Here is a 25,909-nt window from a genome sequence, read left to right as displayed (position 1 = left end):
CCAATGGCCACGCGATGGCAGACATTCAAGCAGGCGGCATCGAAGTCTAAACTGCCCTTCGCGGTCGCGGGCTCGCGCGTACCTTGACTGGCTGGCGATTGCCTTCCGATCTCCCAATTCGCTTTTCTGCCAGGCTGGCCGCAGGAAGCACGGCCCGTGACACTTTAGTTGGTCACATTGCTATCTTGCCCGCAGACCTCCGATCAAAGTCGCGCGCCTCAAGAAACAATTTGAACTAATATGGCTATGTGCCCGCTAGAGGATGTGGTTTCGCATAAATTCGCAATTTTATTAAAAATTGCATCCGACTAAGAGCGAGTTTCCCTCTTCTTTATTGATTGTATGTGCTCCGAATAGTCAATACGATCTTGGATCTGATGATGATTCCGCGGGAACGATCTCGTTCGTTGCAACGTTGCTTTGAAAGCGGTCGCCGGACGCTGCGCCGAATGATTTGACCAGGTCGGACACTAAGAGGAAGGATTTCTGATGAGCACGGTCTTAAACGCCAAAGGTATTCCTCTTCCCTACACCGGCGCGTCCAGTCATTGGTTCTCGGCAACCGGAGCCGGGGCCGAACTGCATGGCACTTCAGGCAACGACTCCTTCTGGGGAGACACCGGCGTCTATGTCACGATGTACGGTGGCGCCGGCGATGACTACTATCACCTCTATTCCACCAACAATAAGGCGGTCGAAGATCCCGGGGCCGGGATCGATACGATCGACACCTGGATGAGCTACAAGCTCCCCGACAATTTCGAGAACCTGGTCGTTACCGGCGCCAATCGATATGCGTTCGGAAATGCGTTGGACAACATCATCAAGGGCGGGTCGGGTCATCAGACGCTGGATGGCGGCAAGGGAAATGATGTCCTGATCGGCGGTGACGGCGCCGACACTTTCGCCATCTCCAAAGGAAATGGGAGCGATCTTATCTTCGATTTCGGTGCGACCGATGTGGTGCGCCTTAACGGCTATGACTTCACTTCGTTCGACGCCGTCCGTTCGCAGATGGTTCAGGTGGAATCGAACGTGATGCTGAACCTCGGATCTGACGAGATCCTGGTGTTCAAGAATACGACCATCGACAAGTTGCAGCCCACCCAGTTCGAACTGCCGATAGACAAGTCCGGAATGACGCTGTCCTTCTCCGACGAATTCAACACGCTGAGCCTTCGGGACGGGCAGGACGGCACGTGGAATTCCAATTTCTCGTGGGGCGCGCCGAACGGCAGCACATTGAGCAGCAATGGCGAGTTGCAATGGTATATCGACGCCAATTACGGGCCGACGAGTTCCGTCCACCCGTTCAGCGTTGAAAACGGCGTCCTCACCATCACCGCCGCGCAGGCGCCGGAGGACATCAAGCCTCTGATCAACAACTACGAATACACATCGGGGATACTGACGACCCACGACACCTTCGCGCAAACCTACGGCTATTTCGAAATGCGGGCGGACCTGCCCGAAACGGCCGGAGCCTGGCCGGCCTTCTGGCTGCTTCCGGAAGACGGATCGTGGCCGCCGGAGCTGGACGTCGTCGAAACGCGCGGTCAGGATCCGAACACGCTTTTCATGACAGCGCACACCAATGAGACGGGAGAGCACACGAAGGTTTCGTCCACCGTGAACGTTGCGGACACTGACGGTTTCCACACCTATGGCCTGCTCTGGACAAAGGATGAGCTTGTCTGGACCTATGACGGTGTGAAGGTCGCCCAAGCGGCGACGCCGTCCGACATGCACGACCCCATGTACATACTGGCCAATCTCGCGGTGGGCGGCATTGCCGGCCAGCCTCCTGACCATCTGGCTACTCCAGCGGAGATGAAAATCGACTATATCCACGCCTATACGCTGGACCAACCCTTGGACATGGCAAGCGACCACTCGGTCTAAGCGGCGGCTTCATGTTTGAGGCCATTAGCCGTCAGGGAGCGCGGGGATGATTGGAGAGTCCAGTTTGCGGGCAGTTTTCAGGCGCGCCATCGCCGATGTCGGTGCTTTCTCGTTCCTCATCAACATCCTGCTGTTGGTGATCCCCCTTTATCTCTTGCAGGTCTATGACCGCGTCCTGCCTTCCTACCGCGTCGAGACGCTGTTCTACCTGTCGGCTATCGCGGTTCTCGCGCTAGCCTTTCTCGGTCTCCTCGATGCGGTCCGCTCCATCTACACGCAGCGCGTTGCAGCCACTGTCGACGACAGACTGGGTGCGAGGACATTCGCCGTCTCGCTTGAAGCCAAGTACGCCGGCGGCGCAGCCATGTCTCCACTGCGCGACCTTGCCTCGATATGCGCCTTCATCAGGTCACGCAGCGTGGCGGTCTTGTTCGACCTGCCGTTTGCTCCCTTCTTCCTCACCCTGCTGTACCTCATCCATCCCTTTCTGTTTTGGCTTACGCTGGCAGGGGTTGCGCTGTTGCTTACGCTGGTCCTGGCAAATCAGCTCGCCGTCGGCAGGAACGACGCTTTGTCCGCGGAACGTTCGGCTGTCGCCAGCCTGTCGGAGCAGGCCTTTGCCCGCAACGCGGAGACGCTGCTCGCCATGGGTATGGTCCAAAACGCCGCGCGCGTCTGGGGCAGGCACGTGGCGGAGGCGCTAGTTCTTCATGACCGTTCGTCCACGGCCAACGCGATCTTCAGCGGAACATCGCGAGCCGTACGCATGATCCTTCAGCTGGCGATACTGGGCGTTGGAGCATGGCTCGTGCTGCAAGGGAAGATGACGGCAGGGATGATCTTCGCGTCTTCCCTGGTGTCGTCCCGCGCGCTGCAGCCGCTCGATCAACTGATCGGTTCATGGCGGCAGATCGTCGACGCCAGACGATCGTGGAAGCGGTTGGACAAGGCGCTTTCCGCCCATCCGGCACACGCGCGAAAACTGACCTTGCCGGATCCGTCGGGCGAAATTGTCGTGCAGGGGCTGATCCTTGTCGCTCCGAACGCCACGCCCGGCACCGAACCCATCATCAAGCGACTGAACTTCCAGATCGGCGCCGGCGAAGCGGTTGCGATAATAGGTCCAAGCGGGGCCGGCAAGTCCACCCTGGCAAGATTGCTTGTCGGTGCGATCCAAGCGACCAGCGGCTGCGTCAGGATAAACGGCGCCGACCTCAGAAACTGGGACGAGAAGCAGCTTGGCCGTCATATCGGATATCTCGCTCAGGAGGTGGAGCTCTTTCCCGGATCAATCGCGGAAAATGTCGCCCGCTTTGAACCTGATGCAAGTGACGCCTCTATCGTCGAAGCGGCAAAACGTGCCCAGGCGCATGAACTGATACTGGCGCTGCGCGATGGCTACCAGACCGGAATAGGTCCGTCGGACAGAACACTGTCGGGCGGCGAACGCCAAAGGATCGGGCTGGCGCGTGCCTTTTACGGCAATCCGCGTATTCTTGTGCTGGATGAGCCCAGCACACATCTCGACGGCAGCGGCGAAGCCGCGCTCGAAGACGTGCTTGCCGCGGCGAAAGGAGCGGGCGTTACGACGATCGTGATAACGCACCGCCCTTCGGTCGCCGCAGCCTGCGATCGCGTGATGCTTCTGCGCAGTGGAGTGATCGAAGCCTTCGGTCCAAGCGGCGACGTGTTGCGGCAGCCGATCGCCGGCATCGGCCTTCCCCCGAAGCGCAGCATGGCGGTGACGGGGTCCTTTGCGACGACGATCCGCACCACCCCTCATAACGTCCGCTTTGGATCCTAGAAGATGGCAGCACAGAGTCTCGTCTGGGAAGGCAAAGCGCGCACCGACATCCGGCGGGTGGCTTTCGCCGGATATGCGGCAACAGCGATATTGATAGGTTGTTTTGGCTATTGGGCGGTCAGTGCACCGTTGTCCGGCGCGGTCATCACGCAAGGCACAATCTCGGCGACAGGCGGAAACATCCTCATTCAGCATCCTGAGGGCGGTATCATTCAAGAATTGCTCGCCCATGAGGGTGATCGCGTGCAGCAGGCCCAGGATCTGATCCTGCTGGATAGAACGGCCGCGCAAGCCGAGCTCAACCGGCTGACGAGACAGTCGATCGCGTTGAAGGCGAGCGCCTCGCGGCTGGAGGCGGAACGCGACGGACTGGACCAGCTTGCGCCAATCACGGAGGCCGCGCCAGCACCATTCCAGCACGATTTCGAGATTCTGGTTCGAGAACAGCAGAAGGAATTCAATGCCAGGCTCGCCCGGTTTCGATCGGAACAATCGATCCTCGCGCAGCGGGTTGCCATGCATCGCCAGTCTGTCGTCGGTTTGCAAGCCCAGAAACTGGCCGTCCAGCAACAGGCCGAAGTCGTGAAGAAAGAGCTCGGCATCAAGACCAATCTGCTGGACAAAGGCCTCACCAATCGCACGGAATATTCGCAGCTTTTGCGCAGCGAAGCCGATCTCGTCGGGCAGGCAGGGGCGCTGGAGGCAAATCTTGCAGCGGCCAACACCCAGATCGTCGAAGCCCAGGAGCAAATCGAGCGCCTGACCACCCAACGCGTGGAGGAAGCCCTGACGAAGCTCGACGAGGTACGGTCTTCGCTGGCCGACATCGACGAACAGATGCGGGCGTCCGAGGCAGTGCTGCGGCGGACGACGATCAAGGCGCCGGCAGCGGGCATCGTGGTGTCGTCCACCTATAATTCCAAGGGCAGCGTGATTGCCCCCGGCGAGAAGATCATGGAGATTCTGCCTACGACATCGGGTCTGGTCGTCGATGCACGGCTGCCGCCGAAAGACATCGACCAGGTTCGTGTCGGCCAGCCGGCAAGACTGCGACTATCAGCGTTGAACATGCGGCTCACGCCTGAGATTTCAGCCATCGTGACACAGGTTTCCGCAGACCGGCTCATCGACCAGGTTACGCATGAAGCGTATTTCCGCGCGAAGCTGAAAATTGCCTCCGCCTTGCCGCCCGGCGTGAAAGCGGAGCAGCTCTATCCTGGAATGCCGGTAGAAGCGTTCATAAGTACTGGCGACCGGAGCTTTTTCGAGTATCTCGCACGGCCGATGCGCGATTCCTTCGCTCGCGCTTTCACGGAGCGGTAGATGTGCGGACCGCGCAATCGATCGGCGCAGCAATGACTGCAAGGGACTTGGCTGTGAGAGTTCAACCGAGGACGTGCTAAACTCCGCCCAGGGTCGAACTCGGTCGTTCACAATGACCGGCTTTGACCCTGGTCTCACGCGACACTCTTTCCGGCGCTCCCTCTCGCCAGCACACCTGGCGCAAAAATCTCCTGATCGACGAAGGTCAGCGCCCGCATGGCGCAGCCTTCGCGGATCAGCGGCAATTCGTTCGGCTCTGCCTCGAAGGAAATCCATTCGGAATGCTGGCCGCCGGCGGTCTGGGCGATGGCCTTGCGCAATGCCGGCTCGATCAGGTCGAAGGCGGCGGCGCTGACGCCGACCATGGCGACGGGCGCCGGATCGATCAGCGCGAAAAGGCTGCCGAGACCGTAGCCGAGGGCTTCGCCGGCCCTGCGATAGGCCTCCCGTTCGGGCCCGTCACTTTCGCGGGCAACAGCCGCCAGCGCGCGCATGTCGGCGTCGCTGACATCGGCGACGGGTTCCGCGTCCTCACCCAGTTGCCTTGCATTGCGCCAGATGGCGTAGTTGCCGGCATAGGCCTCGACGCAGCCGCGCCGTCCGCAGCGGCAGAGCGCGCCGTTCGGCCGATGGATCATATGACCGAACTCGCCGCCCGACGAGTGGGTGCCGGTGAACAATTCGCCTTTCAGCACCAGGCCCATGCCGATGCCGTGCGACAAAAGGATGGCGATGAAATCGTTGCGGTAGCGATCGGGATCGCGCCAGCGCAGCGCGATCGCCATCATGTTGCAGTCGTTCTCCATGGTGGCGGGGATGCCGAACTCGTCTTCGAGGATGTCGGCGAAGGCGATATCGGTGTGCGGCGTGATTGGCGACCACAGCATGGCGCGAGCACGGGTGTCGGTGATGCCCTGGATCGCCAGCGCGATGCGGGCGATCCTGTGAACGTCAAGATCGGGATCTTCGAAACGACGCCGCACGATTGCCGTGCATTCGCCGATCAGCGCGTCGCGCGCTATGGTCAACGTGTCCAGCCGGCGCTGTTCCTCTGATATCACCTGGCCCGCATAGTCGATGACGGCGACGGAGAGAAAATTCAGCGACAGCACCACGGTCATCACCGCTGCCGCTTCCGGGTTGAGGCTGAGCCCGACCTGGGGCCGGCCACGTTTGAGCGAGCCGGCCTCGCTTGGCTTGCTTTCTGTCAGGATGCCTTCACCGATCAGGTCGGAGGAGATCGCCGATATGGTCGAGTGGCTGAGGCCCGTGGTTGCGGCGATCTCGGTGCGTGAAGGCTGTCTGGCGCGGCGGACAGCGGCGATCACCATCGCCCGGTTGCGCCGGCGCAAATCGTCGTGGCGGATTCCGACCGACATGTCTGTTCAAGTCCTCCCGGTCGCCGCGGTTCTCCGTCCCCTCGAACGCTGTCGGCAACGCTGTCAAATACTGGCAGAAGCCGCCCGGCCTGTCATTTATTTATTCCGGAGCTCGAAAAAAATTCGCAGACACATCAAAATCCCTCAGAATCGATGTTGACAGCGTTCGGGTGTTGGATCAGTATTTTTTCGAGGCTCGAAAAAATAGAGCCTTTGTGCCGGCCTTAGGGTCAGTTTGGTCGCGCCATACGCGGCGCAGGGAGGATAATATGAAAAGATTCACAGCCGCCATCCTGGCGGGTGTCGCCATGTCGCTGACGCTCGCGTCAGTCGCGCAGGCGAAGGACAAGGTCATCGGCGTTTCGTGGTCCAACTTCCAGGAAGAGCGCTGGAAGACCGACGAGGCCGCCATGAAGACGGCGATCGAGGCAGCCGGCGACAAGTACATCTCCGCCGACGCGCAGTCCAATCCCGGCAAGCAGCTTACCGATGTCGAGAGCCTGATCTCGCAGGGCGCCAATTCGCTGATCATCCTGGCGCAGGATGCCTCGGCTATCGGCCCGGCGGTACAGAAGGCGCTGGACGAAGGCATTCCGGTCGTCGGCTATGACCGGCTGATCGAGAACAAGGACGTCTTCTATCTGACCTTCGACAACAAGGAAGTCGGCCGCATGCAGGCCCGCGAAGTGTTCAAGGTCAAGCCGGAAGGCAACTATGTCTTCATCAAGGGCTCGGGTGCCGATCCGAATGCCGACTTCCTGTTCGCGGGCTCGATGGAAGTGCTCAAGGAAGCCATCGACAGCGGCAAGATCAAGAATGTCGGCGAGGCCTATACGGACGGCTGGCTGCCAGCCAATGCCCAGAAGAACATGGAACAGTTCCTGACCGCCAACGACAACAAGGTCGATGCCGTGGTCGCGGCCAATGACGGCACCGCCGGCGGCGTCGTGGCGGCGCTGACGGCTCAAGGGTTGGCCGGCACCGTGCCGGTCTCGGGTCAGGACGGCGACCACGCCGCGCTGAACCGCATCGCCCTCGGCACGCAGACCGTGTCGGTGTGGAAGGATGCGCGCGAACTCGGCAAGAATGCCGCCGAGATCGCCTCGCAACTTGCCGATGGCAAGAAGACGGGCGACATTGCCGGCGCCAAGGACTTCACGACGCCGGGCGGCAATACTGTCAAGTCGCTGTTCCTGACCCCGGTTGCCATCACCAAGGACAATCTCAACGTCGTCATCGACGCCGGCTGGATCAAGAAGGACGAGGTCTGCGCGGGCGTCGCCGCCGGCACCGTCGCAGCCTGCAACTAAAGCTGGGCTCTCTCTGCATTCTCAACGCCGCGGCCCAAAAGCCGCGGCGTTTTCTCAAAAAGATTTGTGTTTCCGCATCACGCGGATAGCTTCTAGGCTGGTTCCGGTATTCGCGTCAGACGGCCCGCCGGTTGGGAGGAAATCATGACCGACACGACGTCCAACCTACCTGCTGCAAATACCCCCGCAGACCAGGCGCGTGCGTCCGAACTGAGCACTGTCGGACGCTTCCTCAAGGCAACCGAACTCGATACGCGCATGCTTGGCATGGTTGGTGCGTTGCTGGTCATCTGGGTTGGCATTCACATCTTGTCGGGCGGACTTTTCCTGACGCCGCGCAATCTCTGGAACCTGTCGGTGCAGACCTCCTCGGTCGCGATCATGGCAACCGGCATGGTGCTGGTCATCGTCATGCGCAACATCGACCTTTCGGTTGGTTCCGTCGAAGGCGTGATCGGTATGATCATGGGCGTGGCGCAAGCCGAATTCCTCATTCGTGTCATCGGCTTCCAACTTGGAAATCCCTGGCTCTGGATCATCGCCCTGGCCGCCGGTGTGGTGCTCGGCCTTGCGATCGGCGCCTTCCAGGGCTTCATCATCGCCTATCTTGAGGTTCCTGCCTTTATCGTGACGCTGGGCGGTCTTTTGGTTTGGCGCGGCATGGCATGGCTGATCACCAACGGGCGCACGGTCGCGCCGCTTGACGCCACGTTCCAGCTGATGGGCGGCGGGCCGCGGGGCTCGGTCGGCGCTACCGCCAGCTGGATCATCGGCGTCGTCGCTTGCGTGGCTGTCGCTTTCGCGCTGCTCAACGGCCGCTCGCAGCGCAAACGGTTCAACTTTCCACTGCGGCCCGTCTGGGCGGAGATCTTCCTCGGCGTGGTCACCTGTGCGGCCATCCTTGGGGCCGTCTGGATCGCTAATTCCTATCCGTGGCCAATCGGCATCGTGCGCCAGTATGCGCAGCAGAACGGCATCACCATTCCCGAAGGTGGGCTGTTCATCGCCCACGGCGTGGCCATACCGGTGCTGATGGCGGTCGCGGTCGGCATTGTCATGACCTTCATTACCAGGCGCACCCGTTTCGGTCGCTACGTCTTTGCCATCGGCGGCAATCCGGAGGCCGCCAATCTCGCCGGCATCAACACGCGCTGGGTGACCATGAAAGTGTTCATGATCATGGGCGTGCTGGCCGCGATCAGCGCGGCGATCTCGTCGGCCCGCCTAAACGCGGCGACCAATGCGCTGGGCACGTTGGACGAATTGCTGGTGATCGCCGCCGCCGTCATCGGCGGCACTTCGCTTGCGGGTGGCTCCGGAACGGTGCTCGGCGCCATGCTCGGGGCGCTGCTCATGCAGTCGCTGCAGTCCGGCATGGTGCTGCTTGGCATCGACTCGCCGCTGCAGAGCATCGTCGTTGGCGCCGTGCTGGTCATCGCCGTCTGGCTCGATACCGTCTATCGCAAGCGGGTCTGAGCATGATCCCGAAAAGTGACAACGGTTTTCTCGGACAGACGGAAATCGTTTGTCCAGAGATCATGCTCAAGCAGGAACTGTCGGGGAGAAACGATCATGGCTGACAAAATCGACCCCGCGGGCACCGCGCTGATCGACATGCGCAACATCTCAATCGCGTTCGGCGGCATCCGCGCCGTCGACGACGCCTCGATTGATCTTTTCCCCGGCGAGGTCGTGGCGCTGCTCGGCCACAACGGCGCCGGCAAGTCGACATTGATCAAGATCCTGTCCGGCGCTTACAAACGCGATGCGGGCCAGATCTTCGTCAACGGCGAGGAGGCAGCTATCTCCAATCCGCGCGACGCCAAGAAATACGGCATAGAGACGATCTATCAGACACTGGCGTTGGCCGACAATGTCGACGCCGCAGCCAATCTGTTCCTCGGACGGGAGCTGATGACCGCCTGGGGTACGCTCGACGACGTTGCCATGGAGGCCGAGGCGCGCAAGGTGATGGGCCGGCTCAATCCGCGCTTCCAGCGCTTCAAGGAGCCAGTGATCAAGCTGTCGGGCGGCCAGCGGCAATCGGTGGCGATCGCGCGCGCGATCCTGTTCAACGCGCGCATTCTTATCATGGACGAGCCGACGGCGGCGCTTGGCCCGCAGGAAACGGCGCAGGTCGGCGAACTGGTCAAGCAACTCAAGTCCGACGGCATCGGCATCTTCCTGATCAGCCACGACATCCACGATGTGTTCGACCTTGCCGATCGGGTCTGCGTCATGAAGAACGGCCAGGTCGTCGGCACCGCCCGCACTACGGACGTGACCCAGGATGAGGTGCTCGGCATGATCATTTTGGGCAAATGCCCGCCCGGTGCCATTCCCGGACCGGGCGCGCTGAAGATCGCCGCTTGAGGCTTGCGGGTAGCGATGCCGCCTGACCGGAGGAATGTGCCGGGTCCGGACCATCCGATGTGCCAGCCGTCAGGATGGCTTGGCCTTGCCATTGTATTGGCACGGCGACTTCCCCATAAAAGGCTCGACATGCTCATGGACCGCATCATCCGTTGAAGAAGCTTTTTCCAACCGTCGCGTTCATCGCCGTCGCGCTGATCAGCATGACGATGGCGGGGTTCGCCTATTTCGCGACGCAAGAGGCCGCCCGCATCAAGTTCGAAGCGACGGCCGACGACGCGCTCAACCGGATCGAGAGCCGCATCGATCTGCATTTGTCGCTGCTACGCTCGACACAGGCCCTGTTCGATGCCCGCAACGGCAATATTTCCGGCGCCGAGTTCAACGCGTTCTTCAAAGCGCTCGATGTCGACAGAAATTTTGCCGGCTTGCGCGGCATCGGCTATCTCAGGCTGGCAAAGGCTGGAGACGAGACGGCGGTCGAACGCCATATGCAGTACGACCATGGCGTCAACCATCCAATCTATCCTGATACCACGCAGCCCTGGCGCACCCCCGTCGTGCTGTTCGAACCGCTGGATCCGTCCAACCAGGCCAGCATCGGGTACGACATGTTCAGTGAACCGGTGCGGCGCGCGGCAATCGAAAAGGCGATGTTGGATGACCAGCAGCACGCCAGCGGGCTGGTGCAACTGGGCCAGGAGACGGGTGCCGCGCAGACGTTCACCGGCTTCCTCGTCTTCGTGCGACTCAATGTCGAAACGGCACCCGATGCCATCGATGCGCCCAGATCCTCCACGGCGGGTTTTCTTTATGCGGCTTTTCGAACCAGCGATCTGTTCCAGACCGCGCTCAGTCGATCGCCGCTGCTGCCGGTCAACACGGAGATCTACGACGGCGACGGCGCGGTGAACGGCGACAATCTGCTGTTCCGGTCGGAAACGCCACCGGCTTCGACATTCGGCGACAGGCTGCTGGTCACCCGCAAGATCGTTGTGGCCGGGCGGCCATGGACTGTTTTGTTCCGGCCGACGAGCGCCTTCTCGCAGCCGTCGTCGCGCGCCATTCCGGTGATGCTGGGGCTGTTCGGCCTGTTGTTGGCGGGCGCCATCGCGCTGGTCGCGCGTTTCCAGGAGCGCGCCTATGAGGCGGCGGCGCGCTTGCACGAGACGACGGAAAAGAGCCTGCTCGAAAAAGACCTGATGCTGCAGGAGATGAAGCATCGCATCAAGAATTCGATCACCAGGGTGCTGGCGATCGCGCGCCAGACGGCTTCGCGGGCCACAGACGTCAATGAGTTTTCCTCATCCTTCTCGGCCCGGCTCCAGGCGATGGCGGCGTCCCAGGACATGCTGACGCGCTCGCGCTGGCAAAAGGCCGATCTTGCCGATCTCTTGCGCATCGAGCTTGGCCAGGTGTTCGGCAAGGAGCTGCCCGAAGGGCTGTTGTCAGGGCCGCAGGTGCTGCTCGACGAAAACACGACGCAAGCGCTCGGCTTGATCTTTCACGAACTGGCGACGAATGCGCTGAAATACGGCGAAGCCGGCAATTCGGCCAATTCGCTCAAGGGGGACTGGGCGCTGAAAGTGGACTGGTCGCTCGAAGGGCGCGGGCGTGACAGGACGCTGGCTCTCAACTGGCGCGAAACCGGTCAGAAGAAACTCGAAGCGCCTGCCAAGACCGGATTCGGCACCAAGCTGATAGACCTTAACGTCACGCGCGAATTGCGCGGCACGATCCATCGCGATTACCAGGCCAATGGGCTGAACGTGGAAATCAGAATCCCCTTGGCGAACTGAGCGCGATCGTCAGGCGCAGAATCAACCATCCAAACAACGAAAATCCGGAGGCCGGCGGACCGGTCTCCGGATCAACGTTTCGATTACCGCCGAACTAGTTGCAGCGAGCCGTGTAGATCCGGCCGCGATGATCGCGATACTGGCAATAGCCATTGCGCAGGTTGCGCACCAGCAGGCCGGAACCGGCACCCACGGCCGCGCCGATCAGTGCGCCCTTGCTGCCGCCGACCAAGCCGCCGACACCGGCGCCAATCAAGCCGCCGCCAACCACGTCCTGTTCGGTCGAGGTGCAGCCACTGACCGCCACCACCGCAACCATGGCAATAATCATCTTCCGCATAGAGTCACTCCTCACTTTGTGTCCCACTTTAGCAAGCTCCAGCTACCATTTAGCATGAAACGGCGGCCTTTGCTGCTGCAATCTATTGTTGGTGAAGAGAGTCTTTTTCTGGGCGTACCATGTTCGACGCTATCGCGACGCTGGAATAGCCAAGGAAGCATCGACAGTGCCGTCGAAACGCACATTCCAGATGATCTGGTCATAATCGTCTTCCGGAGCCGGATCGACCGAAAGGCCCGATATTCCGAGCCTGCTCCTGACCATCGACTCATCGGTCCCGAATCACTCTTGCCACAGTAACGGCCCTCACTCGGCAAAGTTCTGCACGGCAGCTTCGCGACTCATAAGGATGGAGGGCATGGCGCGCGGGGCGCAGACTATCAGTAGGCCAGTTGGAAGAGCACGACTGCGAGTGTGACCGCAGCCAGACCTAAGGCGAGAAGGGCTGTGAGGTCTGAGGGACAGGAGGCGTCAGTACGGACGCCTCGGGCTGCAAGTTCCTGCCGCGGAAATGTCCGGCGATGCAACAGGTTCCAGCGGTATCTCGGAAAAACAGCATCGACTTTTATGGTGAACAGCCGGTTAAGGATCGGGCAAACGCCGGTCGCTCATTCCGTCTCGAAATTGCCATGCGGAACAACAAGGCGGTATTCGAGGCGATCAGCCGCGATTTCGAGCGTCGCCGTGCCGTTCAGCGATGCCGGCACGACCCGTTCGAGTGCGACGCTGCCGAAGCGCTTCTCGCTACGCTGGTTGTCGTTGGCTCCGATCGTCTCGGCCCACGTCAGAGACAGGGAGGTCCCGGTGTCGTCGGGAGTCAGGCTGGCTGTAACCTCGACAAACCCATTCGGCCGCGACAGGGCGCCATAGCTCACCGAGTTGACGGCGAGTTCATGCATGGCGAGGCCGATATGCAGGGCAGCGTTGGGATTGAGATAGGGGTTTGCCCCCTGAAAACGCAGGCTGCGAACCGGATCTCCGCCGTAGCGGCCAACCTGCCCCGACACCAGTTCGCGAAGTGCGGCGCCCCGCCAATTGGAGGAGGTCACGAGATCCTGGGATGAAGCCAGCGATTGCAGCCGGCCGCGGAAGCGTGTCAGGAAATCGCCGATGCCGTCGGAGTAGCGCCCGGTCTGGGTGGCTATGCTTTGAATGATCGCCAGCAGATTCTTCGAGCGATGACTGACTTCACGCAACAGCGTCGTGAGGGTCTGCTCGCGGCGTTTCTGCTCGGTCGTCTCGACCATCGTGGTGACGACGCCTTGCACCGTGCCGCCATCGCCGTGGTCGGCATCGATCCAGACTTGAAACCAGCGGATGCCATCCTCGGCGGGAACGCTGATCTCGAGATGTTGCGGGTTGCCGGATGCAATGACGTCGCGTTTGGCCGCGCCAATGCGGTCTGCCTGCGCCGCCGGCAGGATGCCATTGCTGTCGGCGGTATCGGAGACCCAGGGCGCACGCATGTTGCGCGCCCATACGGTCCTCATCTCGCGATCCTGATAGAGAACGGAAATGCCTGCATTGTGCAAAGCGTGGAGAAGAGCCCGACCAAGCTGCATGCCGTTTTCGGCAGGGTGCAAGGCGATGACCTCATCGCTTTGCACATCGTCCTCTCTATTTCCGATTCTGGAACGCATCGGCCAATCTGTCCACCCAACTCAGACTGAACGGCTCACTGTTGAATGGGTTCCACAGGAGATTTCCCGAAACGAGCCTCCAAAGCGGTCCGCCGGACGGTGCCCTTTGAAGGATACCGCCCGGCGGTGACTGGAAACCGTTTGAGGGGTGCGGCTTCCAGTGTTCGCTCGATGATCGCTCGGTCCTCACGCCCGTCTGAACAGACCCGCAAGAAGCGAAATGATCAGGAAAGCGAGAAAGATGAAAAACAATATCTGCGCTATGCCAGCAGATGTACCGGCGATACCGCCGAAACCAAGCGCGCCGGCGATGATTGCCACGACGAGAAATACGAGCGCCCAGTAAAGCATGATCCATCTCCTTCGAATGGTGCGATGAAAACGTGGGTAGATGCGGTTTGTTCCACCCTTTGCCGAAAAAGACGATGCTTGCAAATCGTTCGGAGCTGGGGGCGCGGGGAAATTTGCCGTCGCCGCCCGATGCGTGCATCAGGCGGCACGAATTGGAGAATTGATGAATTGAAGATATGGAGAAAATCGGCGAGCGAGGCTACCGCCTCGGGTTCGTCAATTCTTCAATTCATCCACTCCTCAATTCCCGACTATGCGGCGGCTTTCGCCTGGCGATCGAAGAACAGCGCCTGGCTGATCAGCGCCTTGACCATGTCCGGATTGAACGGCTTGGTGACCAGAAAGGCCGGTTCGGGACGCTCGCCGGTCAACAGACGCTCGGGAAAGGCGGTGATGAAGATCACCGGCACCGACGTCGACGACAGGATCTCGTTCACCGCCTCGATACCCGAACTGCCGTCGGCAAGCTGAATGTCGGCCAGCACCATCTTCGGTCGTGTCTTGCCGAACATCGTCACCGCCTCATCATGGGTACGCGCCGTTCCGACGACGCGGTGCCCGAGGCTCTCGACCATTTCCTCTATGTCCATTGCGATCAGCGGTTCATCCTCGATGATCAGTACGTCGGTAGCCACCTGGCGAGAAATCTCGCTGCTAGCCTGCGCCAGCAGCTCCGAAAATTCATGGTCGCCGACATCGAGTATCTCTGCCGCCTCGTCCTCGCTGAAACCTTCGACGGCGACGAGCAGGAAGGCCTGACGGGGAAGCGGCGCAATCGCATTCAGATTGGCGGCGGCCCGCTGTTCCCACGCCGATTGCGCGTGCTCCTGCGGGACGCGGATGGCGACCGATGTGAACAGCTTGGCGAAAACCTTGTACAGTGCGATACGGTCGCTCGATGCCTCAGGGAAGATATCGATATCGGCTATGATGGCTTCGAGCATCGCGGCGACCATGGCGTCGCCACTTTCCTGCGATCCGGAAACGGCCCGCGAGAAGCGGCGCAGGAATGGCAGGTGTGGTGCGATGGTGGCAGATAAGCTCATGATAGTACGTCTCCCTCAGAATGACGTGGTTGCATAGATGGCAGATCGAGCCGATTGCAAGCCCAGTGAAATAACGCCGGTCCTGAGAAAAAGTTCCCGGCCCTGATGGAACTAATGCGGGAAGAGAGCGTTTGGAACGGGGATGGGGCAACCAGACGAGGGGGCCGCTTCGCGTTGTCGAGTCCGTTGTGAGCGGCTTGGTTTCTGGAATATAAGGGCAAAATGAAGGATATGACGAAAGATATTCTGGCTGGCGCCGCGGGCAGGCGCCGGAACGGTTCCGGTGACGCGCTTGGGCCGAACTCCGAAATCGGACGCAAACTCAAACAATATTACGACGAACTGGTCTCTGACGATGTGCCGGATCGCTTCGCCCGGTTGCTCAGCCAACTGGAACAGGCCGAACCTGCGCAGAAGAAGGACTGAGGCATGGCAGCGGTCTCCCAAGGCTTCAAGACCGATCTGCTTGGGGCGATCCCGAGCTTGCGCGCTTTTGCTGTGTCGCTGACGCAGAATGCCGACAAAGCGGACGATCTTGTCCAGGAAACGCTGGTCAAGGCGTGGGACAAGCATGAGAGCTTCCAGCCCGGTACCAACCTCAAAGCATGGCTTTTCACCATCTTGCGCAATGAATTCTATTCGCAGATGCGCAAACGCGGGCGCGAGGTGCAAGACAGCGACGGCATCATGACGGCCAGGCTTTCCGTTCATCCGGCCCAGCATGGCCAGCTCGACCTGAAGGATTTTCGCGGCGCCCTCGAACAATTGCCAGAGGACCAGCGCGAAGCCATCATCCTTATCGGTGCGTCGGGTTTCTCCTACGAAGAGGCCGCCGAGATCTGCGGATGCGCGGTCGGGACGATCAAGAGCCGGGTCAGCCGGGCCCGCACACGCTTGCAGGAGATTCTGAAAATATCAGGCGAAGACGAGTATGGTCCGGATGCGATTTCTGCCCAGGTCACGGGCACGCCGGCCAGTTGACCTGCGATCGCCAGCCGCAATCCGCAAGGTCGGGATATTGTTTCAATCGGAAAAGGCACGTCCGCAGGCCGCCGCCACCGCTTGCACCAGGTCTTCACCCGAATAGGGTTTGCCGACCAGCCTGACGCCAGGAAAGGCTGCCTTGATTTCATCGGCATCCGAATAGCCCGTCGCAAATACGAAAGGTACGCCTGCCGCGCGCAGCCCCGAAGCGAAATCGAGTGTCGAGGCACCGGCCACCATGAGATCGACAATGGCTGCATCGAACTGTGTGGCGACCTCGCGGCCATCGACCTCGGTCAGATCGCGGGCGATCACCACTTCACCGGCGCCGTGGTCACGGCAAAGCTGCTCGACATCCATGGCGATGAGAAATTCATCCTCCAGAACGAGAATCCGCAATCCGTCAAGCAATGTGGGCACAGGCGATGTCTCCTTGAAATGCATTAAGTCATGATCACTAATTGGCGTGCTGTCATTTAAAAAAGACATGTGGCCGGCGGCGGAACCTCAATCCTTGCAACGCGTTGAAATGCAGTTCGTCCGAAGAGCGGCTTTTCAGCGCAAAGCAGTCGCTCCCCTCTACCCGCCAATATAGCTGCGAGAACTGCCCGTTGCGGCCGTTGCCGGTTTTCCGCGAGTTCGAAAAACAGGAACTGGCCTTCGTCAGCAAATTCAAAAAGGGCAACTCGCTGTCGATAACGGTGCCACGGTCCGGGCCAAGGTCGTCGGGCTGAACGGCAAGCACTCCATCCAGATATCGATCACTCAACAACACATCGCCGACACGCTCGGCCTGTCGCTGGTTCATACCAACAAGACGATCCGCAAGCTGATGGATCGCAAACTGATCGCCTGGCGCGACGGCGGCTGCGAAGTCATCGACGCTGAAGGGCTAAAGCGACTGGCCAGCTGGGAAGGGTTGGGCGAGGCGCGCCGGCCGCTGATCTGACGAGGCGCCTTTTGCCTTGTCGGCGGACGAGGTGCGCGCCGATGCGTTTTCGGCTAGTTTGTCCCCGGTGTCGGAACCTTGAGACATGCGGTGCGTTTGAAATCGAGCAATCACAGGGAGTTAAGCGATGGCAACTGCCGCAGGAAAGACCGCAAGCGATGCCCGTGCAAATGCGGACCTCGAAGCCGATATCAGGCAGCTGAAGGCCGATATCGACAAGCTCACCAAGCAGTTGGCCAAGACCGGCGAGCATGGCTATGGCACCGCGCGTCGTGCAGCCACGGAAGGCGTCGAGCAGCTGCGTGCGCAAGGCGAAGCAGCCTTTGACAGCCTGCGCAGCAACGCCAAGGATATCGAAGCACAAATGATGGCAAGCGTACGTGAGAAACCGGTGACGTCATTGGCGATCGCTGCCGGCGTCGGTTTCCTTTTCGCGCTCCTCGCGCGACGCTAGTCGCATCCCCTGATGGGAATGCTCGCATCCCTGATTTCCGGCTTGGCGTCGGGCGAAGCCGTTGCCGCCGTGCGCCGGGCGCGCACGGCGGCAATCGTCTATGGGCTCGCTCTGACGGCCGCGCTCTGTGGTATCGGTTTTCTGGTCGGCGCAGCCTATATCTGGGCAGCGACGCGCTACGGGTCGCTTGCCGCCGCGCTGGGCTTTGGCGCCGCTTTCTTGGTGCTTGCCGGGCTGATTCTGCTGATTTACCAGCTATCCGCAGGCTCGCGCGCCCGACGCCGGGCGCAACGCCGCAACGCCGACATGAAAGCAATTGGCATCGCCGCCGCGCTCGCCGTGCTGCCGACGCTGCTCAAGGGAAAAGGCGGTCTCGGTGTCATTCTGGGTCCGGCTGTAGCGCTCGCGGCTTACGCGATCTACCGCGAGAATGTGAAACCTGATGATCCGGACGAGAGCGAGCGGAAATAGGGTCTTTTTTGTCGAGTATGATCTTTTCCGAAATCGGCTTCCACTTTTCGGGATTATGGCCTGTTACTTCGACAGATCCTCCAGCGGCATCGATATCTCGGCAAACACGCCTTCCGGTCGGAATTCGTGGGTCACTTCGCTGGCAATGACCTTGGCAAGGCTGCGGCGGATGAGGATCGAGCCGAAGCCATGCCGCTCAGGCGGGACGACTTGCGGGCCGCCGCTTTCGCGCCAGGTCAGCACAAGGCGTTGGGCGCCCTTTCTGCCTTGCTTCCTCCAGCCGAGATCAATCCTGCCTGATACCACCGACAGCGATCCGTACTGCAGTGCATTGCTACCCAGTTCATGCAGGATCAGGCCGAGCCCTACGGCCTGGTCGGGCGACAGCAGCAAATCGTCGCCGGAGATCGTCAGGCGCGCCTGTTTGGCCGTGTCGAAGGGCCTGACCTCGATCTGGACGAGTTCACGGATGCCGATGCCGCGCCACTCGCGGTCCGATAGCAGGCTGTGGGCGATGCCCAAGGCCTGAAGCCGGGCGCCAAAGGCCTCGAGGAATTCGCTCGGCTGGCGGGCATGACGCACGGTCTGCGTCGCCAGTGCCTGGACCGTCGCCAGCGTGTTCTTGACGCGGTGGTTGAGCTCACGCAGCAGCAGCCGTTGACGTTCGTCGCCAAGCTTGCGCTCCGATATGTCGTAGTTGACGCCGAAGATCAGCGTCGGCTTGCCGTCGCCGTCTCGCTCGATGACGCGGCCACGCGTGGCGAGCCAGCGCGGCGGATGAATGCCCTTCACCCGGTATTCGCCGAAATAGTCGTCGCTGCCAGTCAAGGCATCGCGAAAGCGGGTCTCGGTCTGGTAGACGTCGCGCGGATCGATGGCGGTGAGGATGTCGCGTGCCCGCAACCGGTTTGAGCGCGGCAGGTTGAACAGCTCCGTCAGCAACGTGTCGCATTCGATGACGTCGGTACGGATGTCCCACGCCCAGCTGGCGAGCGATGCCGCGTCGAGCGCGATGGCGCGTCGTTTTTCCTCGCGCACGAGCGCAGCCTCGGCGATGGCGCCGCTGCGGGTCGCGTCCTTCAAGATGAACAGGCTGGCGGCGAGGTCGGCGAGCGCCTTCAACTGGTCGAGCTCGGCGCGGGATGGAAAGGGATGAGGCTTGCTGTCGAGCACGCACAGCGCGCCGATGCGCGCACCCGCCACGATTATCGGCGCGCCGGCATAGAAGCGTACATGGTGCTTGCCAGTGACCAGCGGGTTGGCCTTGAAACGGGGATCCGTCGTTGCATCCGCGACCACCATCGGTTCGTGGCCGGCGGCAATCGCATGGGCGCAGAAGGACGTATCGGCCGCGGCCGCGGTCTCGTCCAAACCGAAGCAGGATTTGAACCATTGCCGCCCATTGTCAACGAGGGTGACAGTGGCGATCGGCACCTGCATCACCGCCGCGGCAAGACTGCTGATGCGGTCGAAATCCGGGTCGGCCGCAGTATCCAGTATCTCCAGCCCATGCAGCACGGCCAGCCGGTCCTCGTCCTCGACCGCGCACGCAACTTCGGCCGGCAAATCCGGCACTATCTTGGCCTTGCTATTCACCCAAGTCCCCAATGCCCGGTCTTCGTCCTCGCCCGCGCGCCGTCTTCGTCGGCCCGGAACCATCCTAGCGAGGAACCGTTACCTGACCATATTGTGCCAGACGCGTCACCTGGTGCAAAACGAGATAAGGACCGACCATGCCCAAGATCATTCCCGAAAATAAGGCGCGTCAGGGGCGATGGGGCTGGCACGGCCTGCGCATTTTGATTGCCGCGCTGTTGCTGGCCTTCGCTGCCTGGGGCATCGCCGAGATCTATGGTGAAATTGTCAAGACGCCGGCGACAGAGCAAGGAAGTGCGCCGGGCGGCTAGATTTTCGGGCTTCATCGCTAGAGATCGCATCAGGCGGCCTTTGCCTCGGCGACGCTGGCCGGCACCAGGACATTCAGTGCGCCAGGGTGGATTTCGATCGTCGTTTCACGGTCGAGACGAACCAGTTCTCCATCCATCACGGCACGAAACTTGCTGCTCCCCGAATGGATTTTCAGGACCGTCTTGTTCGCCTGATGAATTTCGACATGTTCGTTGTCGCGCCATTTGCCGCGCGCCATATTGAAGAAGAATTTGACCAGTTCGGCGCGCTGTTGCGCCACCGTGATATAGACGCCAAGCACGCCGCCTGCTGGGTTGTCGGCATAGGGTAAGTGGCCTTCGCCGAACAGATTGTTGGTGATGCCGATGCCGGTAATGCGGGCCGCCATCTCGGCGTCGCCGATGCTGAGCGTCACGTTCATCGCCGGTGGATTGTTGATCGTGGCCCAGGCCGCCTTGGCCGAGGCGCGGATTTTTCCCAGGCGTGAACCAAACTCCATCTTTTGGCGCAGTTGCACCAGCTTCGCATGTATGCCGATCGAGAACTGGTGGATGAAGGGCCTGCCGTTGGCAGTCGCCATGTCGACCGCAATGATTTCGCCATCGGCGAAAGATTCAAGCGCGGCATCGAGCGTCTGGGGAATACCCAGCCCTCGTGCGAACAGGTTCATGGTACCGGCCGGCAATATGGCGAGCGCCTTCTTCGTGCCCATTAGCCGGGCAGCCGCGGCGGAAATGGTCCCGTCGCCGCCACCTGCCAGCACGACGTCGATAGTGCGACGTGAAGCCACGCTGTCGAGCGTTTCCACTACATCCTTGCCGGCGACAATCTCGATGCTGAGAGAGTGACCTGCCGTCTCCAGCGTCCGATGCATCCTGTCGGAGAAAGCGGCAATGTCGGTTGTGCGCAAGGTGCCACCTTCCCGGTTCAGCACCGCTGCAAATTTCATGCCCCGCTCCGTCATTCAACCATGGTTGGACCGGGACAGACCCAGCCGCAGGCTGAAACGCGGTGAAGCGGGAAAGGTTCCGCCCGAGAGCAATCGACATTCGCTTCGCTCGCTCTGCGGCCAAGGCACATCGCCCGGTGATTCTGGCACGGACGCCCGCGCTTTTTGTCGGAACAACAGCACGCTCACGACGTTGTGAAGCTGTAAAAAACGCCGCGTCCGATCTCCTTTAGCGACGCGCGGCGCACGAAATCAGGCACGAGGAGAGAACATCATGATCCGCAACCTCTTAGCCACGACCGCACTCGCAGCGCTGGTCGCGAGCGGGGCCCACGCGCAGAGTACGACAGCCCCGGCGCCGAGCGCCCCTGCCGTTCAGCAGCCAGGCGCCGCTCCTGTGCGCGCAGAGGGCAGCATCGTCACCAACATCATCGGCGAATCCGTCTACAACGGCACCGCCGATGATGCCGAGAACATCGGCAAGGTCACTGACGTCGTCTTCGACAAGGATGGGCAGGCGAAATCCGTCATCATAGGCGTCGGCGGATTTCTGGGCGTAGGCATGAAAAACGTCGCGTTCGACTATGACAAACTGCAATGGGCCGAAAAGAACGGCGACCGCTGGCTGGTTGCCCGGACCACCAAGGAAGAGTTGACTGCGCAGGCTGAATTCGACACGAAGCCCTACGCTCCTGCGCCTGCCGCTCCGACTGCGGCGCCAACAGCACCTGCGACGACGAATACCGCGCAAAACCCTGTCGACATGAACGCCGCTCCGACGGAACCCGTGAAGCGCGCCGACGGCAATCTTGCCACCAACATCATCGGCGAAACCGTCTACAACGGCACCGGCGATGACGCGCAGAACATCGGCAGTGTCAACGACATCGTTCTGACCAAGGAAGGCAAAGCGCAGTCCCTGATCATCGGCGTTGGCGGATTCCTTGGTATAGGGGCCAAGAACGTCCCCTATGATTTCAACAAGGCCAAATGGGCCGAGAGGAACGGCGATCGCTGGCTGGTGGCCCAGACCACCAAGGAAGAGCTGCAGGCGCAGCCGGATTTCAACCGCAAGGCCTATGATCCGCTGCCGGCAACGACGGCTTCCAATGCGCCTCCAGCAACCGCACCGGCCGCCGCGACGGCACCTGACCAAACAAAGACCGCAGCCATCGACAAGTCTGCGCTGACGGAAATGCCGGTTGGTGAGATCCGCGTCAACGACCTGAAGGGCACCACCGTCTACGGTGCCAACGACGCCAAGGTCGGCGTGATCGGCGACGTCGTCTTGACCCCCGACAAAAAACCCGATGCCGTGATTGTCGATGTCGGCGGCTTCCTCGGCATTGGCGCGAAGGAAGTCGCGGTCGGCATGGACAATCTCAAATTCATGACCGACAAGAACGGCAAGAGGTATCTCTACACGACCTTCACCAAGCAACAGCTTGAGGCTCAAACCGCCTATGACAAGGGCAGCTATGCCCAAAAGCGCGATCAGCAGCGCATGATCATGAGGTAGGCAACAGGCAGTAGGGCTGGACCGTCGATGTAACGGTTCGCCTTACTGCCCTTATCCCCTTACCACTCCAGCTATGTGACCAACCACGCCGTGCTCCGTCAGCTCTGCCAGTGCCAGCGACTGGTCAAGATGTTCCGCACGCCAGGCAAGGAGCCGTTCGGCAAACTCCAGCCGCACGGCGAGATGCTCAGGGGAGGCTGCGAGATTGTCCAGTTCGCCCGGATCGCTTTCGAGGTCGAACAGCAGCGGCGGCAGGCCGCCACCGAAATGCACATATTTGAATTTTTCTGTGCGGATGACGGCGAGGTTGCACTGGCGTGAGGCGATGCCGAAATGCCGTTCAGCCTCACCATCGGCGATCGAACGGAAATCGAACTCCCAGTGCGCGGCATCGCGCCAGTCCGGAGGGCTTCCGCCGCCCACGAACGGCTTCAGCGAGTATCCGTCGAGATGCGGCGCGGAAGCCTCGCCGAGCAGATCGAGAAGCGTCGGCAAAATGTCCACAGCTTCGGTGAAGCGATCGACGCTGCCGCCGGCGGCCTGGGCGTGGCGCGGGTCGCGGATGATCAGCGGAATGTGGTAGCTGCCGTCGAAGTAGCCGCCCTTGCCCAGCATGAAATGGTCGCCCATCATCTCGGCATGGTCCGATGTCAGCACGATGATCGTGTCGTCCCACGCGCCTGCGGCCTTGACCGCTTGCCAGATGCGACCGAGCTGCGCGTCGACCTCGGAGATCATGCCGTAATAGATGGCGCGGATACCGCGAAAGTCGTCCTCGTTCCAGTCGTGCACCTTGCCCTTGGCGTCGGGACGGAATTTCATCTGCTTCTGCCGGCCTAGATCAAAGGCGAGATAGGGATGGCTTTCGGCCTCTGTCTGCCAGTTTGCCGCACGCTGGAAGGAAGGTCCGTCGCCCGGATCATACATCGTGTTGTAGGGCTCCGGGACGATGAAGGGCGGGTGCGGGCTGATGAAGGAAAGATGCGCGAACCAAGGAGCCGCGTCCTCCTGCTCTCCGAGCCAGCGCGTGAATTCACCGGTGAGGAAGGCGGCAGGGGTTTCGTTCCTGGCGTAAACAGGCGGCGCGTTGCTGACGGATGAGCTGGCCTTGCCTTGGGCCACCGGGCGGTGGATGTCGGGAGATCCGGCGCTGATGTCGATGCCCCGCTGCTTCAGCCAGGAAAGCCACTGCTTCTGATGTTCGGGCAGCAACTGGCGCACCGCAAAGCCCGGCAGCACGCCTTCATAGCTTTGCAGCCGCGGGTCGCCCGGCGCCAGCAAGCGTGGATCGAGCGAGACGTCGGTGTAGCCGAACAGCGTCGGATCGTAGCCCAGGCCGCGTGCATGCAGCGCGATATTGCCGTGGCGGGCATCGAGCGGCGTGCCGTTGCGGCAGACGCGGTTGTTCATCTGGTAGAGGCCAGTGTAGAGGCAGGCGCGGGCCGGCGAGCAGGGCGCCGCGCCGCCATAGTGCCGTTTGAACAGCACACCCTCCGCGGCCAGCGCATCGGCATTCGGCGTCTTCACGAGCGGGTGGCCCGCGGCCGACAGGCAATCGCCGCGCCACTGGTCGCATGTGATCAGCAGAATGTTAGGCCGCCTGGTTTTCCCAGTCACTCGCGATACCCCCTGTCCGGATGCTCGAAAACGCCGCTCATGGAACCGAATTCTGCCGACGGCGCAAGTCTGTCTTGTGAGTCGTTTGGTGAACGGTTCCCCATCAATTGTTCACTTGTACAACACAGTCCATTCTGTGTTTGCCGCCTTTGCCTTAGGCGCCCGCATCCTCATATTGGCGTGGACAGCGGCGAGGGCCGCACAAGCACCAAGGGAAGGAGCAAGACAATGCTCGACCAGATCAAGGGCCTGCATCACGTCACCTCGATGGCCAGGGATGCCCGGCAGAACAATGAGTTCTTCACCCAGAAGCTCGGCCAGCGCCGAGTCAAGAAGACCGTCAACTTCGACGCGCCCGATGTCTACCATCTCTATTACGGCGACGAGACAGGCACGCCCGGTTCGGTGATGACCTATTTCCCGTTCCCTAACATCGGAAAGGGCCGGCATGGCGTCGGCGAAGTCGGTACCACGGTTTATTCGGTGCCGGAGGGTACGCTTGGCTATTGGGAAAAGCGTTTTGCCGATGAGGGCGTCGCCGGCGTGTCGCGCGAAGTGACGTTCGGCGAGAAGCGTCTGGCCTTTGCAGGCCCCGATGGCGATGGTTTCGCGCTGGTCCAAGACAAGGCGGACAGCAGAGCGCCATGGGCGAAAGGCGGCATTCCCGTTGATGAGGCGATCCGCGGCTTCCACTCGGTGTCGCTGCGTCTGAAGGATGGCGGCGCTACCGAGGAGCTTTTGAAATTCATGGGCTACGAGGGGAGATCGAGAAATCAGGCAATGTCAGGCGGCTCGCTGTGAAGAACGGCAACGGCGCCGATGTCGTCGACATCGAATCGCTGCCGACCGCCGCCTTCGCCGATCTGGGCGCCGGCTCCGTCCACCATGTCGCCTTCGCGGTCGAGAACCGCGCCAAGCAGCTCGAAGTGCGCAAGGCGTTGATGGACACCGGCTATGGGGTGACGCCGGTGATCGATCGCGACTACTTCTGGGCGATCTATTTCCGCACGCCGGGTGGCGTGCTGTTCGAAGTCGCCACCAACGAACCAGGCTTCGATCGCGACGAGGATACCGCTCATCTCGGCGAGGCGTTGAAGCTGCCGACGCAGCATCAGCACCTGCGATCCCATCTCGAACAGCATCTGCAGAAACTGGAAGGCTGAGCTCATGAGCAAGGACGCGTACATCCACAAGCAGCTGCCCGGTTCGCCGGGCGGCCCGCTGCTGTTCGTCCTTCATGGCACGGGAGCCGATGAGAACCAGCTTCTGTCGCTGGGGCGCGATCTCGCGCCGCAGGCGACCATCATTTCGCCGCGCGGCGATGTGTCGGAACAAGGTGCCGCGCGCTTCTTTCGCCGCAGCGGCGAGGGCGTCTACGACATGGACGATCTGGCACGGGCGACGGACAAGATGGCGCGCTTCGTCAAGGCGCATGTCGAGACGGCGAAGCCGTCGGCCGTGCTCGGCCTCGGCTACTCCAATGGCGCCAACATCCTGGCCTCCGTTATTTTTGCCAGACCGGCGCAGTTCGACGCCTCAGTGCTGATGCATCCGCTCATCCCGTTCGAACCGAAGGTCAAGGGCAGCCTCGCGGGCCGTCATATTCTGTTGACCGCCGGCAAGCGCGATCCGATATGCCCGCCGAACCTGACGATGCGGCTCGAAGCCTATTTGCGTGCCGATGGTGCCGATGTCACTGTGGAGTGGCATGAAGGCGGGCACGAGGTGCGGCCAAACGAGATCGAAGCGGCGCGGCGGCTCTTCGCCGGCGCCACCCAAGGAGTGTAAGCG

General features: G+C 61.2%; 23 protein-coding genes and 2 pseudogenes. 16 read left to right on the top strand and 9 right to left on the bottom strand.

Annotated features, from left to right (window positions below):
- Positions 1-489: 489 nt before the first annotated feature.
- The 3 genes from eglC to NKJ01_RS09275 all read left to right on the top strand — a co-directional run bounded on the left by eglC (position 490) and on the right by NKJ01_RS09275 (position 5,029).
- Complete coding sequence (gene eglC / locus NKJ01_RS09285) at positions 490-1,902, top strand: endo-1,3-1,4-beta-glycanase EglC (RefSeq protein WP_023757394.1); 1,413 nt, start codon at positions 490-492, stop codon at positions 1,900-1,902.
- 64 nt (positions 1,903-1,966) lie between these two features.
- On the top strand, positions 1,967-3,706 hold the full coding sequence (locus NKJ01_RS09280) for a type I secretion system permease/ATPase (RefSeq protein ID WP_352727548.1): 1,740 nt from the start codon (positions 1,967-1,969) through the stop codon (positions 3,704-3,706).
- Positions 3,707-3,709: 3 nt separating this feature from the next.
- Positions 3,710-5,029: an HlyD family type I secretion periplasmic adaptor subunit gene (locus tag NKJ01_RS09275; protein WP_352727547.1), complete on the top strand. Its 1,320-nt coding sequence runs from the start codon at positions 3,710-3,712 to the stop codon at positions 5,027-5,029.
- A 134-nt stretch (positions 5,030-5,163) separates the two neighbouring features.
- Here NKJ01_RS09275 and NKJ01_RS09270 read toward each other — a convergent pair whose 3' ends face one another.
- Positions 5,164-6,408, bottom strand: a complete 1,245-nt coding sequence (locus tag NKJ01_RS09270; protein ID WP_352727546.1) for an ROK family protein — start codon at positions 6,406-6,408, stop codon at positions 5,164-5,166.
- Between the two features lie 269 nt (positions 6,409-6,677).
- Here NKJ01_RS09270 and xylF point away from each other — a divergent pair, with 269 nt between their 5' ends.
- The 4 genes from xylF (at position 6,678) to NKJ01_RS09250 (ending at position 11,890) form a co-directional block, all read left to right on the top strand.
- On the top strand, positions 6,678-7,718 hold the full coding sequence (gene xylF, locus NKJ01_RS09265) for a D-xylose ABC transporter substrate-binding protein (RefSeq protein ID WP_352486460.1): 1,041 nt from the start codon (positions 6,678-6,680) through the stop codon (positions 7,716-7,718).
- Positions 7,719-7,862: 144 nt separating this feature from the next.
- Positions 7,863-9,194: a sugar ABC transporter permease gene (locus NKJ01_RS09260; protein ID WP_023757390.1), complete on the top strand. Its 1,332-nt coding sequence runs from the start codon at positions 7,863-7,865 to the stop codon at positions 9,192-9,194.
- A gap of 96 nt (positions 9,195-9,290) precedes the next feature.
- Complete coding sequence (locus NKJ01_RS09255) at positions 9,291-10,091, top strand: ATP-binding cassette domain-containing protein (RefSeq protein ID WP_352727545.1); 801 nt, start codon at positions 9,291-9,293, stop codon at positions 10,089-10,091.
- 152 nt (positions 10,092-10,243) lie between these two features.
- Positions 10,244-11,890, top strand: a complete 1,647-nt coding sequence (locus NKJ01_RS09250; protein ID WP_352727544.1) for a CHASE domain-containing protein — start codon at positions 10,244-10,246, stop codon at positions 11,888-11,890.
- Between the two features lie 94 nt (positions 11,891-11,984).
- Here NKJ01_RS09250 and NKJ01_RS09245 read toward each other — a convergent pair whose 3' ends face one another.
- The 4 genes from NKJ01_RS09245 to NKJ01_RS09230 all read right to left on the bottom strand — a co-directional run bounded on the left by NKJ01_RS09245 (position 11,985) and on the right by NKJ01_RS09230 (position 15,267).
- Positions 11,985-12,230 (bottom strand): YMGG-like glycine zipper-containing protein, encoded by a 246-nt coding sequence (locus NKJ01_RS09245; RefSeq protein WP_352604741.1) that lies wholly within the window; start codon positions 12,228-12,230, stop codon positions 11,985-11,987.
- Between the two features lie 608 nt (positions 12,231-12,838).
- Entirely contained in the window at positions 12,839-13,870 is a 1,032-nt protein-coding gene (locus NKJ01_RS09240) for a sensor histidine kinase (RefSeq protein ID WP_023757384.1), read from the bottom strand.
- Positions 13,871-14,056: 186 nt separating this feature from the next.
- Positions 14,057-14,221 carry a DUF1328 domain-containing protein gene (locus tag NKJ01_RS09235; protein ID WP_006203859.1) on the bottom strand — a complete coding sequence of 55 codons (165 nt, stop codon included), beginning with the start codon at positions 14,219-14,221 and terminating at the stop codon, positions 14,057-14,059.
- A 251-nt stretch (positions 14,222-14,472) separates the two neighbouring features.
- Positions 14,473-15,267 carry a response regulator gene (locus NKJ01_RS09230; RefSeq protein WP_352727543.1) on the bottom strand — a complete coding sequence of 265 codons (795 nt, stop codon included), beginning with the start codon at positions 15,265-15,267 and terminating at the stop codon, positions 14,473-14,475.
- Between the two features lie 222 nt (positions 15,268-15,489).
- Here NKJ01_RS09230 and NKJ01_RS09225 point away from each other — a divergent pair, with 222 nt between their 5' ends.
- Together NKJ01_RS09225 and NKJ01_RS09220 are read left to right on the top strand one after the other, a co-directional pair.
- Positions 15,490-15,693: a NepR family anti-sigma factor gene (locus tag NKJ01_RS09225; RefSeq protein ID WP_023757382.1), complete on the top strand. Its 204-nt coding sequence runs from the start codon at positions 15,490-15,492 to the stop codon at positions 15,691-15,693.
- Positions 15,694-15,696: 3 nt separating this feature from the next.
- Complete coding sequence (locus NKJ01_RS09220) at positions 15,697-16,248, top strand: sigma-70 family RNA polymerase sigma factor (protein ID WP_023757381.1); 552 nt, start codon at positions 15,697-15,699, stop codon at positions 16,246-16,248.
- Between the two features lie 42 nt (positions 16,249-16,290).
- Here NKJ01_RS09220 and NKJ01_RS09215 read toward each other — a convergent pair whose 3' ends face one another.
- Entirely contained in the window at positions 16,291-16,695 is a 405-nt protein-coding gene (locus tag NKJ01_RS09215; RefSeq protein WP_352727542.1) for a response regulator, read from the bottom strand.
- A gap of 167 nt (positions 16,696-16,862) precedes the next feature.
- Between NKJ01_RS09215 and NKJ01_RS09210 the strand changes: the two are divergent.
- From NKJ01_RS09210 to NKJ01_RS09200, 3 genes and pseudogenes are all read left to right on the top strand, one after another.
- Positions 16,863-17,200: pseudogene (locus NKJ01_RS09210) on the top strand (helix-turn-helix domain-containing protein).
- A gap of 127 nt (positions 17,201-17,327) precedes the next feature.
- Positions 17,328-17,654 (top strand): ElaB/YgaM/YqjD family protein, encoded by a 327-nt coding sequence (locus NKJ01_RS09205; protein ID WP_023757377.1) that lies wholly within the window; start codon positions 17,328-17,330, stop codon positions 17,652-17,654.
- Between the two features lie 12 nt (positions 17,655-17,666).
- Entirely contained in the window at positions 17,667-18,125 is a 459-nt protein-coding gene (locus NKJ01_RS09200; protein WP_352727541.1) for a hypothetical protein, read from the top strand.
- Between the two features lie 63 nt (positions 18,126-18,188).
- Here NKJ01_RS09200 and NKJ01_RS09195 read toward each other — a convergent pair whose 3' ends face one another.
- Complete coding sequence (locus NKJ01_RS09195) at positions 18,189-19,721, bottom strand: sensor histidine kinase (RefSeq protein WP_352727540.1); 1,533 nt, start codon at positions 19,719-19,721, stop codon at positions 18,189-18,191.
- A gap of 137 nt (positions 19,722-19,858) precedes the next feature.
- Between NKJ01_RS09195 and NKJ01_RS09190 the strand changes: the two genes are divergently transcribed.
- Positions 19,859-20,032, top strand: coding sequence for a hypothetical protein (locus tag NKJ01_RS09190; RefSeq protein WP_352727539.1), 174 nt, complete (start codon positions 19,859-19,861; stop codon positions 20,030-20,032).
- A gap of 29 nt (positions 20,033-20,061) precedes the next feature.
- Here the strand turns inward: NKJ01_RS09190 and NKJ01_RS09185 are convergent, their stop codons facing one another.
- Positions 20,062-20,982: a diacylglycerol/lipid kinase family protein gene (locus tag NKJ01_RS09185; protein WP_352727538.1), complete on the bottom strand. Its 921-nt coding sequence runs from the start codon at positions 20,980-20,982 to the stop codon at positions 20,062-20,064.
- Positions 20,983-21,256: 274 nt separating this feature from the next.
- Between NKJ01_RS09185 and NKJ01_RS09180 the strand changes: the two genes are divergently transcribed.
- The gene (locus NKJ01_RS09180) at positions 21,257-22,501 is read left to right on the top strand and encodes a PRC-barrel domain-containing protein (RefSeq protein WP_352727537.1); all 1,245 of its coding nucleotides are present in this window, start codon (positions 21,257-21,259) and stop codon (positions 22,499-22,501) included.
- 51 nt (positions 22,502-22,552) lie between these two features.
- On the opposite strand, the gene NKJ01_RS09175 is transcribed toward NKJ01_RS09180, so the two are convergent.
- Complete coding sequence (locus NKJ01_RS09175; protein WP_352727536.1) at positions 22,553-24,118, bottom strand: alkaline phosphatase family protein; 1,566 nt, start codon at positions 24,116-24,118, stop codon at positions 22,553-22,555.
- Positions 24,119-24,346: 228 nt separating this feature from the next.
- Between NKJ01_RS09175 and NKJ01_RS09170 the strand changes: the two are divergent.
- Together NKJ01_RS09170 and NKJ01_RS09165 are read left to right on the top strand one after the other, a co-directional pair.
- Positions 24,347-25,281 (top strand): annotated as a pseudogene (locus NKJ01_RS09170) (VOC family protein).
- 4 nt (positions 25,282-25,285) lie between these two features.
- Positions 25,286-25,906: an alpha/beta hydrolase gene (locus tag NKJ01_RS09165; RefSeq protein ID WP_352727535.1), complete on the top strand. Its 621-nt coding sequence runs from the start codon at positions 25,286-25,288 to the stop codon at positions 25,904-25,906.
- Positions 25,907-25,909: the final 3 nt, after the last annotated feature.

It is taken from the genome of Mesorhizobium sp. M0276 (genome assembly GCF_040321755.1).
GTDB lineage: Bacteria > Pseudomonadota > Alphaproteobacteria > Rhizobiales > Rhizobiaceae > Mesorhizobium.
The sequence above is the reverse complement of the archived record's forward strand: the minus strand, read 5'-3'. Positions and strand labels throughout refer to the sequence as shown.

Coding starts and splice junctions, on each gene's coding strand:
- NKJ01_RS09240 (WP_023757384.1), bottom strand. CDS start 13,870: ATGCGTTCCAGAATCGGAAATAGAGAGGACGATGTGCAAAGCGATGAG.
- NKJ01_RS09185 (WP_352727538.1), bottom strand. CDS start 20,982: ATGAAATTTGCAGCGGTGCTGAACCGGGAAGGTGGCACCTTGCGCACA.
- NKJ01_RS09215 (WP_352727542.1), bottom strand. CDS start 16,695: ATGCATTTCAAGGAGACATCGCCTGTGCCCACATTGCTTGACGGATTG.
- NKJ01_RS09235 (WP_006203859.1), bottom strand. CDS start 14,221: ATGCTTTACTGGGCGCTCGTATTTCTCGTCGTGGCAATCATCGCCGGC.
- NKJ01_RS09270 (WP_352727546.1), bottom strand. CDS start 6,408: ATGTCGGTCGGAATCCGCCACGACGATTTGCGCCGGCGCAACCGGGCG.
- NKJ01_RS09200 (WP_352727541.1), top strand. CDS start 17,667: ATGGGAATGCTCGCATCCCTGATTTCCGGCTTGGCGTCGGGCGAAGCC.
- NKJ01_RS09220 (WP_023757381.1), top strand. CDS start 15,697: ATGGCAGCGGTCTCCCAAGGCTTCAAGACCGATCTGCTTGGGGCGATC.
- NKJ01_RS09230 (WP_352727543.1), bottom strand. CDS start 15,267: ATGAGCTTATCTGCCACCATCGCACCACACCTGCCATTCCTGCGCCGC.
- NKJ01_RS09260 (WP_023757390.1), top strand. CDS start 7,863: ATGACCGACACGACGTCCAACCTACCTGCTGCAAATACCCCCGCAGAC.
- NKJ01_RS09180 (WP_352727537.1), top strand. CDS start 21,257: ATGATCCGCAACCTCTTAGCCACGACCGCACTCGCAGCGCTGGTCGCG.
- NKJ01_RS09275 (WP_352727547.1), top strand. CDS start 3,710: ATGGCAGCACAGAGTCTCGTCTGGGAAGGCAAAGCGCGCACCGACATC.
- NKJ01_RS09245 (WP_352604741.1), bottom strand. CDS start 12,230: ATGCGGAAGATGATTATTGCCATGGTTGCGGTGGTGGCGGTCAGTGGC.
- NKJ01_RS09225 (WP_023757382.1), top strand. CDS start 15,490: ATGAAGGATATGACGAAAGATATTCTGGCTGGCGCCGCGGGCAGGCGC.
- eglC (WP_023757394.1), top strand. CDS start 490: ATGAGCACGGTCTTAAACGCCAAAGGTATTCCTCTTCCCTACACCGGC.
- NKJ01_RS09165 (WP_352727535.1), top strand. CDS start 25,286: ATGAGCAAGGACGCGTACATCCACAAGCAGCTGCCCGGTTCGCCGGGC.
- xylF (WP_352486460.1), top strand. CDS start 6,678: ATGAAAAGATTCACAGCCGCCATCCTGGCGGGTGTCGCCATGTCGCTG.
- NKJ01_RS09190 (WP_352727539.1), top strand. CDS start 19,859: ATGCCCAAGATCATTCCCGAAAATAAGGCGCGTCAGGGGCGATGGGGC.
- NKJ01_RS09255 (WP_352727545.1), top strand. CDS start 9,291: ATGGCTGACAAAATCGACCCCGCGGGCACCGCGCTGATCGACATGCGC.
- NKJ01_RS09205 (WP_023757377.1), top strand. CDS start 17,328: ATGGCAACTGCCGCAGGAAAGACCGCAAGCGATGCCCGTGCAAATGCG.